Annotated in this window: 12 protein-coding genes; 2 read left to right on the forward strand and 10 right to left on the reverse strand. The window is 69.4% G+C overall.

Annotated features, from left to right (window positions below):
• The first annotated feature begins 25 nt into the window (after positions 1-25).
• Complete coding sequence (locus NBY69_RS04485; RefSeq protein ID WP_250298410.1) at positions 26-2089, forward strand: glycosyltransferase family A protein; 2064 nt, start codon at positions 26-28, stop codon at positions 2087-2089.
• A gap of 57 nt (positions 2090-2146) precedes the next feature.
• The gene (gene rfbC / locus NBY69_RS04490; protein ID WP_250298546.1) at positions 2147-2740 is read left to right on the forward strand and encodes a dTDP-4-dehydrorhamnose 3,5-epimerase; all 594 of its coding nucleotides are present in this window, start codon (positions 2147-2149) and stop codon (positions 2738-2740) included.
• A 41-nt stretch (positions 2741-2781) separates the two neighbouring features.
• Here rfbC and NBY69_RS04495 read toward each other — a convergent pair whose 3' ends face one another.
• From NBY69_RS04495 to NBY69_RS04540, 10 genes are all read right to left on the reverse strand, one after another.
• A complete protein-coding gene (locus tag NBY69_RS04495; RefSeq protein WP_250298411.1) occupies positions 2782-3576 on the reverse strand; it encodes a class I SAM-dependent methyltransferase in 795 nt (264 codons plus the stop codon).
• Positions 3577-3687: 111 nt separating this feature from the next.
• The gene (gene rfbD / locus NBY69_RS04500; protein ID WP_250298412.1) at positions 3688-4572 is read right to left on the reverse strand and encodes a dTDP-4-dehydrorhamnose reductase; all 885 of its coding nucleotides are present in this window, start codon (positions 4570-4572) and stop codon (positions 3688-3690) included.
• A gap of 72 nt (positions 4573-4644) precedes the next feature.
• Positions 4645-5634 (reverse strand): dTDP-glucose 4,6-dehydratase, encoded by a 990-nt coding sequence (gene rfbB, locus NBY69_RS04505; protein ID WP_250298413.1) that lies wholly within the window; start codon positions 5632-5634, stop codon positions 4645-4647.
• Positions 5631-6698 carry a glucose-1-phosphate thymidylyltransferase gene (locus tag NBY69_RS04510; RefSeq protein WP_250298414.1) on the reverse strand — a complete coding sequence of 356 codons (1068 nt, stop codon included), beginning with the start codon at positions 6696-6698 and terminating at the stop codon, positions 5631-5633. Before NBY69_RS04510 ends, rfbB begins: the two co-directional genes overlap by 4 nt.
• Positions 6699-6879: 181 nt before the next feature.
• A complete protein-coding gene (locus tag NBY69_RS04515) occupies positions 6880-8976 on the reverse strand; it encodes a hypothetical protein (RefSeq protein WP_266643194.1) in 2097 nt (698 codons plus the stop codon).
• A gap of 224 nt (positions 8977-9200) precedes the next feature.
• Positions 9201-10706, reverse strand: coding sequence for a bifunctional cytidylyltransferase/SDR family oxidoreductase (locus tag NBY69_RS04520; RefSeq protein WP_250298415.1), 1506 nt, complete (start codon positions 10704-10706; stop codon positions 9201-9203).
• A gap of 282 nt (positions 10707-10988) precedes the next feature.
• Positions 10989-12428 (reverse strand): GTPase ObgE, encoded by a 1440-nt coding sequence (obgE, locus tag NBY69_RS04525; RefSeq protein ID WP_250298417.1) that lies wholly within the window; start codon positions 12426-12428, stop codon positions 10989-10991.
• Between the two features lie 139 nt (positions 12429-12567).
• The gene (rpmA, locus tag NBY69_RS04530) at positions 12568-12822 is read right to left on the reverse strand and encodes a 50S ribosomal protein L27 (RefSeq protein WP_250298418.1); all 255 of its coding nucleotides are present in this window, start codon (positions 12820-12822) and stop codon (positions 12568-12570) included.
• Between the two features lie 14 nt (positions 12823-12836).
• A complete protein-coding gene (rplU, locus tag NBY69_RS04535) occupies positions 12837-13157 on the reverse strand; it encodes a 50S ribosomal protein L21 (protein ID WP_164265538.1) in 321 nt (106 codons plus the stop codon).
• A 253-nt stretch (positions 13158-13410) separates the two neighbouring features.
• Entirely contained in the window at positions 13411-13896 is a 486-nt protein-coding gene (locus NBY69_RS04540) for a hypothetical protein (protein WP_250298419.1), read from the reverse strand.
• Between the last annotated feature and the right edge of the window lie 60 nt (positions 13897-13956).

Here is a 13956-nt window from a genome sequence, read left to right on the forward strand (position 1 = left end):
CGAGGCGCATACATTGCCGGTCAAAGTGAGTGTCGTCATCCCGGTGTACAACTCGGGAAAGTACATAGACCCGTGCATTGAATCCCTGTTGCAGCAGACTCTCCCCGCGGACGAATTCGAAGTCCTCTTCATCGACGACGGTTCGACGGACGACACTCCCGCCAGACTGGAAAAGCTGGCCGCCGAGCATCCGCATTTCCGGGTGAAAACCATACCCAATTCGGGATGGCCGGGTAAGCCGAGGAACATCGGTGTGGCCGAAGCCCGGGGCGAGTACGTCCAGTTCGTCGACCACGACGACCATCTCGGCCGGGACGCCCTGCGGCGCATGTACGCCATGGGGCACCGCAACGGCTCGGACATCGTGATCGGCAAGGTGGCCAGCGATTTCCGCGGAGTTCCGCACGGCATCTTCCGTACCGACCGGGAGAAGTGCACGCTGGAAACCGCGCCGCTCCACGACAGTCTCACCGCGCACAAGATGTTCCGGACGGATTTCCTCCGCGACAACAAGATCGCTTACCCGGAGGGCCGGCGCAGGCTGGAGGACCAGCTCTACATGATGCAGGCGTATTTCCCGGCCGAGACCGTATCCATTCTCGGCTCGTACACCTGCTACTACTACTCGAAGCGCGACGACGGAAACAACTCGGGTTCCACGAGAATCGTCCCTTCCGGGTACTACGGGAATCTGCGTGAGGTGCTGGAGGTCGTCGGGACCCGGACCGAACCGGGCGCCTTCCAGGACCGGTTGCTCCGGCGCTTCTACCGGGTCGAGATGCTGGGCCGCCTCAGCGAGCCCGCCGTCCTCGGCTACGACGCCGCCTTCCTCGACGAGATGGTGGACGCGGTCCGCCCGCTGGCCACCGGGTTCATGGGCGACGGGGTGCACGAGGGTCTCGGCGCGGTCAACCGCCTCCGCTCCACGCTGCTGCGCGACGACGACCGGCAGGGTCTGGTGAAGCTCGCCCGGCAGGCGGCCACCGTGAAGAGCGCCGCGCGCCTGGAGGACATCGCCTGGCAGCCCGGCGGCCTGCTCACCGTCACCCTCAGCGCCCGCCTCACCGTGGGCAAGGACAAGGCGCCGCTCGCGCTGCTCCGTTCCGACGACCGGATCCTGCTCCACCCCGCCCTCACCGCGGACCCGCTGCCCGACGGTGAACGGCCCGACGCCGACCTGCCCGACGCCGGCCTGCCCACCGGTGAACCGCTCGACGTCACCGGCGAGATCAAGGCGTTCAAGGCCGAAGTCGCCCTGCGCGACCGGGAGACGGCCGTCGAGTGGCCGTGCCCGGTGACGTTCACCGCAGCCGCCGAGGACCTGGGCGACGGACGCTGCCAGGTCATCCTGCGCGGCACCGCCCAACTGCCCGCCGACGCCTTCCGGGACCGCGGCCCGCTCCCCCGCGGCTTCTGGGACGTCTGGGTCACGGTGCGCGGGCTGGGCCTGGTCCGCAAGGTCAGGCTCGGCGCCGACCGGCACGCGCGGGTCGACGCGGCGGTCCGGCCCGCGCTGCTCGGCTCTCCGGCCCGCCCGGTGATCCCGTACTTCACGCACCCGCACAGCAACCTCACGCTCGACGTGGGGCGCCGCGGCAAGAAGCTGGGACGGGCGCTGGCGGCCCACCCGGTGCTCCGAATGCCCGGCCGCTCCGCCGAGCTGCGGCTCGGCGTCTTCGCCCCGGATCCGGCCACGGCCACCACGGCGGAGCTGGTGCTGAGTTCCGACAGCGGGGCCGGGCACTTCCTGCCGGTCGGTCTCCGGCCGGTCCTGGGCCGCTTCCATCTCGCGCTGCCCGCCCGCGCCCCCGGCGTCCCGGCCGGGAGCTGGCAGCTCGGTGTCCGGCTGGACGGCGCGAAGGGGCCCGAACTGCCCCTGTGCGACGTCACCGTCACGGAGAACGGCCGACTGCGGCCCGACGACAGCGTGCCGTACGCCGACCGCGGGGAGATCCGCGCGATGATCGTCCGGCGGCGCCGGACGGCACTGCGGAACGGACTCAGGACGCTCGGCGGCCCACTGGTCCGCCGGCTTCCCCCGGCGGCCCGCAAGAGGGTCCGCCGGCTCGCCGCGAAGCTGGGTGGCTGACCACCCGTGCGGGCCACGGCAGAGGCCTCGGTGAACGCAGAAAAGGACGTGATCGAAATGCGGCAGCTCGCCATCGAGGGAGCCTGGGTGCACGAGCCGAAGGTCTTCCCGGACAGCCGCGGCAGTTTCCACGAGTGGTTCAAGGAGCCGGACCTGGCCGAGGCTGCCGGTCACGGGCTGCGGCTGGCCCAGGCCAACTGCTCGGTGTCCCGCCGGGGCACCCTGCGGGGTATCCACTTCGCCGACGTACCGCCGAGCCAGGCCAAGTACGTCAAGTGTGTGCGCGGCGCCGTTCTCGACGTCGTGGTGGACATCCGGGTCGGCTCACCGACGTACAAGCAGTGGGAAGCCGTACGCCTCGACGATGTGGACCACCGCTCCGTCTACCTCTCGGAGGGGCTGGGCCACGCGCTGCTCGCGCTGACCGACGACGCCACGGTGATCTACCTCTGCTCCACCGGGTACGCCCCCCAGCGCGAGCACGGCATCCACCCGCTCGACCCGGAGCTGGCCATCGACTGGCCGGCGGGCCTCACCCCGCTGCTCTCCGAGAAGGACGCGGCGGCCCCGACGCTCGCCGAGGCCGAGGCGAGCGGCCTGCTGCCGTCCTACGCGGACTGCGTCGCGTACGCCGCGAAGCTGCGCGGCTGAACAACGGCCCCGGCCGGGCACCCGCCCGGCCGGTGAGCTGCTCAGCCCGTGACCCGCTCGATGCTCCGGCGCAGCCCGGTGAAGGCGGCGCGTGAGCGGTTGAGGTTACGGGCCCGGACCAGGCCGGGCCAGAAGTCCGCGCCGAGCAGCGCCTGCGGTGCCACCGCGCGCTTGCGGGTCATGACCTCGTCGGGGACGTCCTGCGGGTCCGCGGTGACGTACTCCGCCAGGATGGATTCGTACTTCTCCTTCAGCACGGTGCTGCCCGGATCCGCGCCGAAGACGGCGAGCACGCCGGTCGGCGCGGTGTCCACCTCGACGACCAGCAGGTCCGGGCGGAAACGCCGCAGCACGGTGGCGACCTTGTACACGTCGCCCGTCCACTCCCTGGTGTGCCGGTCGCGGGCCGCCTCGTCGACATTGCGCGGCAGCATGTCGTCGAGCACGATCACGCTGTTCCAGCGCGCGTGCTTCTCGACGTTCATGAAGTCCCGCAGCGCGAACTCGAAAAGGTGCATGCCGTCGATGAACGACAGCTCCAGTTTCGGATCGCCGCCGAGCATCTGGAGGGGGTCCCGGCGGGCGAGCGCACGGAAGGGATTGCGGCCGGGCCGCAGATGCAGCAGCGGATCCTTGCGGGCGAAGAAATCGTCGCTCGTCGCCTTGACCAGATGGACGTCGCAACTGATCGATGTCACGACCTTGAATGCCGGGTCGACGGCCACAGAAGGGACCCGGGATATCGCCAGGCTGCGCCCGTCATTGACCCCGATCTCCAGATAGTTCCGGGGCCGGTATACGCGATGGAGGCCGCGCAGGAATTCATGACGGTTCACAAGGAGCGCCTTTCGTCGGAAAGCAACTGGTCCGATCTCCGGCGAAGTTACCCCATCGGCAAGGGGCCTGTGAATGCGCAGCGATTTATTTAAACCGCTATTTGCCAGGGATCAGGACCGCTCGGTGGCGACCAGTGACGGGAACGCCTCGCCGAGTGCGAGCCGCCAGTCACGCACCGGCTCGATTCCCGCCGCCGCCCAGCGGTCGTGTCCCAGCACGCTGTACGCGGGCCGCGGCGCCGGCCGTACGAAGGCCTCGCTGGTGGTGGGGCGCACCCGGTCCGGATCGGCGTCCAGCAGCCGGAAGATCTCCCGGGTGAGGCCGAACCAGGTCGTCGCGCCGCCGCTGGTGCCGTGGTAGACACCGGCGGGCGCGGTGCCCGCCAGGGCGCCCGCGCCCAGCCGTACCAGCAGGTCCGCCAGATCAACGGTCCAGGTGGGCTGCCCGCGCTGGTCGTCCACCACGTCCAGGGTGTCCTTGACGCCCTCCAGCTTGATCATCGTACGGACGAAGTTCGCGCCGCCGGCCCCGTACAGCCAGGCCGTGCGGATCACGTAGCCACGCTCGGGCAGCGTGTCCAGGACGGCCCGCTCCCCTGCCAGCTTGGTGCGTCCGTACGCGCTGCGCGGGGCGACCGGGGCGTCCTCCGGGTACGGCTCGGTGGCGTCACCGGCGAACACGTAGTCCGTGGAGACCTGGAACAGCACCGCACCGCTCTCCCGGCAGGCCTCGGCGAGGACGCGTGGCCCGGTGCCGTTGACGGCGAGTGCCCGGTCCTCCTCGGACTCGGCGTCGTCGACCGCGGTCCAGGCCGCGCAGTTGACGACGACCGAGGGGCGGTGGGCGGCGAGGGCCGCGGTGACCGCCGCCGGGTCGGTGATGTCCAGGGCCGTGCGGTCGGGAGCCACCGTGGGTGTGCCCTCGCCGGCCAGCCTCGCGACGAGGTCCTTCGCGAGCATGCCGCCCGCTCCGGTGACCAGCCAACTGCCGCTCATCTCTCACCTGTTCCGTGGTACGTCGGGCCCCCGGTCGACGCTACCCGAGGCCCTGTCCGAACGCGGCGCCCGTCAGACGAGCGCCGCGCGCTCCTTCAGCGGCTCCCACCAGGCGCGGTTGTCCCGGTACCACTGCACGGTCTCCGCGAGCCCGTCGGCGAAGTTCCTGCGCGGCTCGTACCCCAGCTCCGTACGGATCTTGGTGCAGTCGACCGAGTAGCGGCGGTCGTGTCCCTTGCGGTCGGTGACGTACTCGACGCTGGTGTCCCAGTCCGCGCCGCACGCGTCGAGCAGCAGGCCGGTGAGCTCCTTGTTGGACAGCTCGGTGCCGCCGCCGATGTTGTAGACCTCGCCCGCGCGGCCCTCCGTACGGACCAGCTCGATGCCCTGCACGTGGTCGTCGATGTGCAGCCAGTCGCGGACGTTGCCCCCGTCGCCGTAGAGCGGGACGGACTTGCCGTCCAGCAGGTTGGTGATGAACAGCGGGATGACCTTCTCCGGGAAGTGGTGGTGCCCGTAGTTGTTGGAACAGCGGGTCACGCGCACGTCCAGGCCGTGGGTGCGGTGGTAGGAGAGCGCGATCAGGTCGCTGGACGCCTTGGCCGACGAGTACGGGGAGTTGGGCTCCAGCGGGTGGGTCTCGGGCCAGGATCCCTCGTCGATCGAGCCGTACACCTCGTCGGTCGAGATGTGCACGAAGGTCTTGATGCCGGCCCGGTGTGCCGCGTCGATCAGGGTGTGGGTGCCCAGCACGTTCGTCCGGACGAACTCGGCGCCGCCGTCGATGGACCGGTCGACGTGCGACTCGGCGGCGAAGTGCACCACCTGGTCGTGGTCCGCCATCACCCTGTCCACCAGGCCGGGGTCGCAGATGTCGCCCTGGACGAAGGCGAACCGGGGGTCGTCCCTTACCTCGTCGAGGTTGGCCGGGTTGCCCGCGTAGGTGAGCTTGTCGAGCACGGTGACGGAGACGTCACCCGGGCCCTGGGGTCCGAGGACCGTACGGACGTAGTGCGAGCCGATGAAGCCGGCGCCGCCGGTCACCAGAATCCTGTTCGTCATGAAGAGATCTGCACCTTGCTGTGGTCGCCGAGCACGAGTCGGTGGGCTGCCGGGTTGCGTGGCGCGGGTGTCACCTCGACGCCTCTGCCGATCAGTGAGGCCTCCACCCTGCGGACCCCGGCGATCGACGCGTCCCGCAGGACGATGGAGTACTCGATCTCGCTGTCCTCGATCCGGCACCGCTCGGAGACCGAGGTGTACGGACCGACGTACGCGTCACTGATCACGGTGTCCGCGCCGATGATGGCGGGGCCCACGATACGGCTGCGGACGACCCGGGCGCCCGCCTCGATCCTGACCCGGCCGATGATCTCGCTGGCCCCGTCGACCGTGCCGTCCTCGCACGGTTCGACGGTCTCCAGCACCGCCCGGTTGACCTCCAGCATGTCGGTGACGTTGCCGGTGTCCTTCCAGTAGCCGGAGATCGTCGTGGAGTGCACGTCGTGCTTCTGGTCGATCAGCCACTGGATGGCGTGCGTGATCTCCAGCTCGCCGCGCCAGGACGGCTCGATGGCACGGACCGCCTCGTGCACGGCCGGGGTGAAGAGGTACACGCCGACGAGCGCGAGGTCGCTCTTGGGGACCTCCGGCTTCTCCTCCAGGGCCACCACCCGGCCGTTCCCGTCGAGTTCGGCCACGCCGAACGACGTCGGATCGGGGACCTGGGTGAGCAGGATCTGGGCATCGGGGCGGGCCTCGCGGAAGCCGTCCACCAGGCCGGTGATGCCGCCGACGATGAAGTTGTCGCCGAGGTACATGACGAAGTCCTCGTCACCGAGGAAGTCGCGGGAGATGAGCACCGCGTGGGCCAGCCCCCGGGGGGCCTCCTGCGGGATGTACGTGATCTTGACGCCGAACCGGGATCCGTCACCGACGGCCTCGCGGATCTCCTCGGCGGTGTCACCGACGACGATCCCGACGTCGGTGATGCCCGCGTCGGCGATGGCTTCCAGCCCGTAGAAGAGCACGGGCTTGTTCGCCACGGGGACGAGCTGTTTCGCTGAGGTGTGCGTGATGGGGCGCAGGCGCGTGCCCGCGCCGCCGGAAAGTACAAGAGCCTTCACGATTCGGTCCCTGGCGAGCAGTCGGTCTGGCAGAGCTTGATCCGTCCGGTCGGATTTTATCCGTTCTGGCGTGATGGCACCGTAAGTGCCGGGCGCCCGAGGACCGCCCCGCAGCACGCGAAACGGCCGCCCGCGCACTGTGCGCGGACGGCCGTGAGGCACCCGTGGAGCCGGGAAACGGTCAGCCGCCGACCGCCGAATCGACACCGGTCACGCCGGAGTCGTTGAGGCCGGGTGCGCCGTCCGGACCGGCGGTGCGCTGCGCCACGCCCTGGTTGCGCGCCTCGGCCTTGGCCGTCAACGCCCGTACCGCCGCGTTGAACTGCTCCATCGAGGTCGGCTCGTCGGGGCCGAGCAGATACTGCTTCAGCTCCCGCCGGTCGCCCGCCAGCGGGTCGGCCGCCGCGTCGGTGATCGACGCCAGCAGCTCGCCGATCTCCTTGGCGCTGTTGGAGAGGATGACGGCGGCCCGTACGGCGGTGTTCTGCCGCTTGAACTCTTCCACGCCCAGTTCGGCCGAGTCGGTGACCGCGTACGGCTTGCCGCTCGCGATGAAGTCCGAGACGACGCTGGAGATGTCCGAGACCATGCCGTCCGACTCGTTGAAGCAGTCGTACAGACGGGGCTCGCCGCCCTCGATGACCCGGTGCTCCCACCAGCCGAAGGTGCGCCAGTAGGCACTGTTCCACTCGCCGCGCAGCGCGGCGGTCTCGTCCTCGCGGGCGGGGTCGGCCAGCGAGACCCGCGAGGCGTCGGACTCGTCGCCGCTCTCGCTGCCGGAGCTCTCCAGCTCGGCCAGCCTGGCCTCGATCCGGACCAGTTCGGCTCGGGCCGCCGTCCGGTCGGCCGCCGTCGCGGCGGACAGCTCGGTCCAGCGGGGCTCGGCCGCGCGGGCGGCGGCGGCCTTCTCGACCATGGCGGTGATGCGGATGTGCGCCGCCTTGGCCTTGGCGCTGCGGGTGCCGGTGAAGGGGTGCGGCTTGTAGAGCACCCGGACCGGCTGCTCGGCCGTGAGCAGCCGCCGGACGATGTTCTCGCCGGCCAGCAGCAGGGAGGTGTTGCCCGGGTTGTCGTCCCAGCCCTCCCAGGTGGGCGCGTACAGCACGGTCGGGATCTGCTGCTTCGGGGTGCCGGTCCAGCTCCGGATGGGTGCCAGCTGCGGGCGGCCCACCTCGACGATGTCCTCGTCGCGCACACCGACGTCGGCCAGCGCGTAACGGTCGCGCCCGGCCCGGCCCGCGGTCCACACCTCGTCGTACGCCTTGCTGTACGGGTTGACGCTGGCGAGCTTGTCGCTGTCGCCGTGCCCGATGAAGACGTGCTTGATGGTGGGGACGCGCAGCATGTGGATGTTCTTGCCGACGTTCGCCGCGTACAGCGCGACACGCACGGTGGAGAGGTCCATGTTCATCAGGTGCACGCCACCCGGCACACACACCACGGGCACCGCGGTCGACGCGAGCTGCGGCACGATGGCGCGCTCCCGCAGGATGATCAGCGGGCGCCCCTCGACCTGGGACATCGTCTCCAGCCACATGTTGACCTGGTAGGCGGAGTCCCTGGAGCCGGAGAAGTAGAGCGCGACGGTCGGCCGGTACTCGCGCAGCCAGCCGTCGAGACCTTCCAGCACCTCGGCCGCGCTCGGCAGCCTGCGGCCCTTCTTTATGTACGGGACGAGCACGGCGATGTAGAGGACGCCGAGGGCCAGGGTGGCGACGATGCCGATGTACCCGTAGTCGTCGGTCCCGGTCCGGGCGGCGATCAGCAGGCCGATCACCGCGAAGACGTCCAGGTGGAGCATCTTCTCGGCGGCTCGGTTGAGCAGCAGCCGCGGCGGGGCCTCGGGGACCCGGATCGAGCCCAGGTCGACGTTGCGGGTGACCACGGGCATGACCCGGCGCAGCCGGATGAGGGTGGTCAGGGTGCCGTGCGCGGCCTGGAGACCGTAGAAGACCAGGAAGCAGGCGACGGCGGCGTAGTAGACGTTCTGATCGGCGAGCTCCAGCCGGGCCAGCAGCAGAATAAGCAGCAGTTCACGCAGCAGGAATCGGATCGACAGACCGGCCCGGACCTTCGCCAGGCGATTGATCAGATAGCTGCCGCGCTGATGGAGAAACCAGTCGGAGACGTACGTCACGACGGTGGCAGCGGCGAAGAACCAGATATTGGGGATGAGTGCGGCGATCATCACGCACGGGTAGCTGAGCCCCATGAAGGCTGCGGCGAACAGCTCGGACCGGCTGCCTACGCGCGCCAGCCGAATGGCGGTCGAAATCACGAAGAACCTGCTCCAGGGGGTGCCGGTTTTTGACCGGCCGGCAAATAGGGGGCGGCGTCACCGGGTGTGGCACGCACCACACCCCGCTCCTTCTCCCGTCCCATTTGTCGGTCGGCTTATCTGGGGGAATTGTGAAGGCGAGGCCTCACGCATTCGGGCCTCTGCGATTCGCGTGAAGCGATCACAGAGGCCCGAAAAAAGCTTCCAGTTTTGCTCAAGAAGTATTACACATCTTCCTGACGGTCCAACACCGAGGCCAGGGCCTGCTCGAACCCTGAGGCGTCCGCGCTGGCGTCGCGGGTCGGGTCCTGCTGGCGTACGTCGATGACATGGCCGGTCAGCTCGGACAGCAGCACGTCCAGCGAGGTACGGGCCACCGCCTCCGAGGAGAGCAGGCTCCCCTCGGGCTCCTGGCCGAATGCCTTGGTCCGCATCGGCGTTGCCGTGCGCTCCGGGTTGACGCAGTTGACGCGGATCCCGTCGCCCGCCCATTCGTCGGAGAGGGCCTGGGTGAGATTCACCATGGCCGCCTTGGTCGACGAGTAGAGGCTGTACTCGGCGCGGCCCCGCGTGTAGCTGCTGGAGGTGTAGAGCAGCAGCTGGCCCTTGGTCTCCGCCAGGTACTTGTACGAGGCGCGCGCGATCTGCACCGGCGCCAGGTAGTTGACGTTCAGCGCTTCCTGGATGGTCGTGTTGTCGGTCTCGGCCAGCTTGCCGATGCGCAGCACGCCCGCGGTGTTGATGACGTAGTCGATCCGGCCGGTCTCCGAGTACGCCTTGGAGAGGGCGTCGTCGACGTGCTCCGGGTTCTCGACGTGCGTGCCGGTGGTGGAGCGGCCCAGTGCGTACACCTTGGCGCCGTAGGACTCGGCGATGGTGGCGATGTCCGCGCCGATCCCGTACGAACCGCCGAAGACGACCAGGGTCTTGTCGGCGAGCAGCTCGCGGTAGGCGGCCTCGTCGGCCTGGCGCGGGGCGGCGGTGGAGGCCAGCTGGAACAGCTTGTCGGTGATGAAGACGTCGACCGGCTGGGTGACCTTCATGTTGTACTCGTCGCCCGCGACGACGTAGATCGGCACGTCCGGCAGGTACTTGAGCACGACCGAGCAGTCGTCGGTGGCCTGGAAGTTCGGGTCACCGGACGCGACGGCGTACGCCCTGCGGATGGTGGAGAGCTTGAACGCCTGCGGGGTCTGGCCGCGGCGGAGCCGGGAGCGGTCCGGGACCTCGGTGATGAACTCGCCGTCCTCGCCGTGGGTGCGGGTCACGATGATCGTGTCCGCGGACGGGATGGCGACGTCGACGGCCTGGTAGCGCTCCAGCGCGTCCACACAGTCCTTGATCACGCGCTGCGAGAGCAGCGGGCGCACGGCGTCGTGGAAGAGGACGTTGCGGTCCTCACCCTCGGCCAGGCCCTCGCCGAGGGCCGCGATGGCACGCTCGGTGGTCTCGTTGCGGGTGGAGCCGCCCTCGATGATCCGAGTCACCTTGGTGAGGCCGGACTTGGCGACGATCTTCTCGATGTCGGGTACGTAGCCCGGCGCCATCAGCACGATGACGTCGTCGATGGAATCAGCCTGCTGGAAGATCGTCAGCGTGTGCTCGATGACAGCCTTCCCGGCGATCTTCAGCAGTTGCTTGGGGATCGACAGACCCACGCGCTGGCCGGTACCACCGGCGAGAACGACTGCTGTAGTCCGGGGCTTGGTTGCTTTGTGCTGCACAGACACAGACGACCTACCTTGCGATGACGAGGGAACGGTGTGATGGTCGCACTCTCCGTGACCGTCTCGCAAGATGGACGCCAAGCCTCCACAACCCTTGCGATACCGCCTGTTCACCCTAAGGGCAGGAAGGTCACTCGAATCCCACCTGCCACGGTGAGTGACCGACGCCACAGGGGCGGACCTGAATCACTTCAGGTCCGCCCCTGTGGCCGGGTGCGCGGGGCCGCCCTTCGGGCGGCGGCAAACGGTCCGACGGCGCGGCGCAGGCGGACTTTCAAACGCGTCCTAGAACGGGTCGAACTCGTCGTACTCCTTGTCCGAGTCGTCCCGCTCGGCCTCGCGGTCCCTGCGGCGCTGCGCCGCGGGCCTCGGGGCCTCCATCCGGTGGTCCTCACCGCGGCGGCCGAGCATCTCGGCGCCCGCCGTCAGCGTCGGCTCCCAGTCGAAGACGACCGCGTTGTCCTCGGCGCCGATGGCCACGCCGTCACCCGCACGGGCACCGGCCTTGAGCAGCTGGTCCTCGACCCCGAGGCGGCTGAGGCGGTCGGCGAGGTAACCGACGGCCTCGTCGTTACTGAAGTCGGTCTGGCGGACCCAGCGCTCCGGCTTCTCGCCCCGTACGCGGTAGACGCCTTCCTCCTCCTCGAAGGTCACCGTGAAGCCCGCGTCGTCCACGGCCTTCGGGCGGATGACGACCCGGGTCGCCTCCTCCAGCGGCTTCGCGGCGCGCGCCTCGGCGATGATGCCGGCCAGCGCGAACGACAGCTCCTTCAGGCCGAGATGCGCCACGGCGGACACCTCGAAGACCCGGTAGCCACGCGCTTCCAGATCCGGGCGGATCATGTCGGCGAGGTCCTGGCCGTCGGGGATGTCGACCTTGTTCAGGGCGACGATGCGCGGCCGGTCCTCCAGACCGCCGTACAGCTTGAGCTCCTCCTCGATCATGTCGAGGTCGGAGAGCGGGTCGCGGTCGGACTCCAGCGTGGCCGTGTCCAGGACGTGCACGAGCACCGAGCAGCGCTCGACGTGCCGCAGGAACTCCAGGCCGAGGCCCTTGCCCTGGCTGGCTCCGGGGATGAGCCCGGGGACGTCCGCGATGGTGTAGACGGTCGAACCGGCCGTCACCACACCGAGGTTGGGGACGAGCGTGGTGAACGGGTAGTCCGCGATCTTCGGCTTGGCCGCGCTCAGCACGGAGATCAGCGAGGACTTGCCCGCGCTCGGGTAGCCGACGAGCGCCACGTCGGCGACGGTCTTCAGCTCCAGGACGATGTCCCGCGACTCGCCCGGCTCGCCGAGCAGCGCGAAGCCGGGGGCCTTGCGGCGGGCCGAGGCCAGCGCGTGGTTCCCGAGGCCGCCACGGCCGCCCTGGCCCGCGACGAACGTGGTGCCCTGGCCGACGAGGTCGGCGAGGACGTTCCCTGTCCTGTCGAGCACCACGGTGCCGTCGGGCACGGGCAGGACGAGGTCCTGTCCGTCCTTGCCGGAGCGGTTGTCACCGGCGCCGGGCTGGCCGTTGGTCGCCTTGCGGTGCGGGCTGTGGTGGTAGTCCAGCAGCGTGGTCACAGCCTGCTCGACGACGAGGATGACGTCGCCGCCCCGCCCGCCGTTGCCGCCGTCGGGTCCGCCGAGCGGTTTGAACTTCTCACGGTGTACGGAGGCGCAGCCGTGGCCTCCGCTACCCGCGGCGGCATGCAGCTCGACGCGGTCCACGAAGGTGGTCATGGGTGTGCCTCCAGAAAGTACGAAATTTGTCTCAGACCGACCGGTCATACGTGTAACACGACAAAGGCGGACCAGCTTCCCGTAAGCAACGGGAAACCTGGTCCGCCCTCGACAGATCGCTCTACGGCAGCCTGAAAGGTCAGGCGACCGGAACGATGTTCACGACCTTGCGGCCACGGTGCGTGCCGAACTCGACCGCACCGGGGTTCAGCGCGAACAGCGTGTCGTCGCCGCCACGGCCGACGCCGGAGCCCGGGTGGAAGTGGGTGCCGCGCTGGCGGACCAGGATCTCACCGGCGTTGACGACCTGACCGCCGAAGCGCTTCACGCCGAGCCGCTGAGCATTGGAATCGCGCCCGTTCCGAGTGGACGATGCGCCCTTCTTATGTGCCATGTCTCCTCAGTCCCTTACTTCGCAGCCGCGGGGATACCGGTGACCTTGATCGCCGTGTACTGCTGGCGGTGACCCTGGCGACGGCGGTAGCCGGTCTTGTTCTTGTAGCGAAGGATGTCGATCTTCGCGCCCTTGTGGTGATCCACGACCTCGGCCTGGACCTTGATACCGGCAAGCACCCACGGGTCGCTGGTGACGGCGTCGCCGTCGACCACGAGCAGGGTCGAGAGCTCGACCGTGTCGCCAACCTTGGCGGTGGGAATCTTGTCAACCTCAACGATGTCGTCGACAGCAACCTTGTGCTGGCGACCACCGCTGCGCACGATGGCGTACACGCGGATCTCTCTTTCGCTCGGAATCGGCCCTCTGAAGCCAGCCGCCCACACGGGTCCGGGGACCCGTGACGATCCGGATGGGACGAGCGGCCTCTCCCGGCGGAGCCAGGAGGGAGTTGCTCAGAGGTGCGACGTACAGGAAACACGCCGATGGGTAAGGCTACGGGGCCGGGCGCGGAGGGTCAAACCGGCCCCCTTCGACCGTGCACAAGGCCTCCCGCAATGCCTCCCGCGCGGTCTCACCCCCGGTCGCTCACCGCCGTACGCGCAGCCGCCCGCGCAGCCGCGCGCCGAGCGAGGGTCTCGGTGGGAACAGCCGTTCCGTACTGACCACCATGTGCCCCTCCGCGTCCACGTGCGCCGCGGCCTTGTACGGGTCCGCACGGCCCCACCGGCGGGCCAGCGGCATCGGCAGCCCCGCGGCCCGCAGCGGGATCTCGTACGGGGCGCCGGCGACGTCCAACGAGACGCGCACGGGGAGCGTGGCGTCGCGGCGTTCCACCGGGAACCGGGCGCGGACGGCCGTACCGCCGCCGTCCGGGGTCGCGGTGCGGGTGGTCCCGCCCTGCCGGACAGGTCCCAGATGCACGGCGGCAGTGCCGGGGTCGGCGGCTCCCCCGATCCGTACCACCAGCTCCAGCGAGAGTGCCTCACCGTCCTGGAGCCAGCGCGAGGAGAGCAGTTCGACGGTCTCCGCGAACCGCCCGGAGGCCACCGTCGCATCGGGTACGCCGCCCACACCATCACCTCAGCAGTCTCTCGATGTCGCCGCACGACCTCACTGCACGACATCCTCCGG

Source organism: Streptomyces sp. A 4/2 (genome assembly GCF_940670765.1).
Lineage (GTDB): Bacteria > Actinomycetota > Actinomycetes > Streptomycetales > Streptomycetaceae > Streptomyces.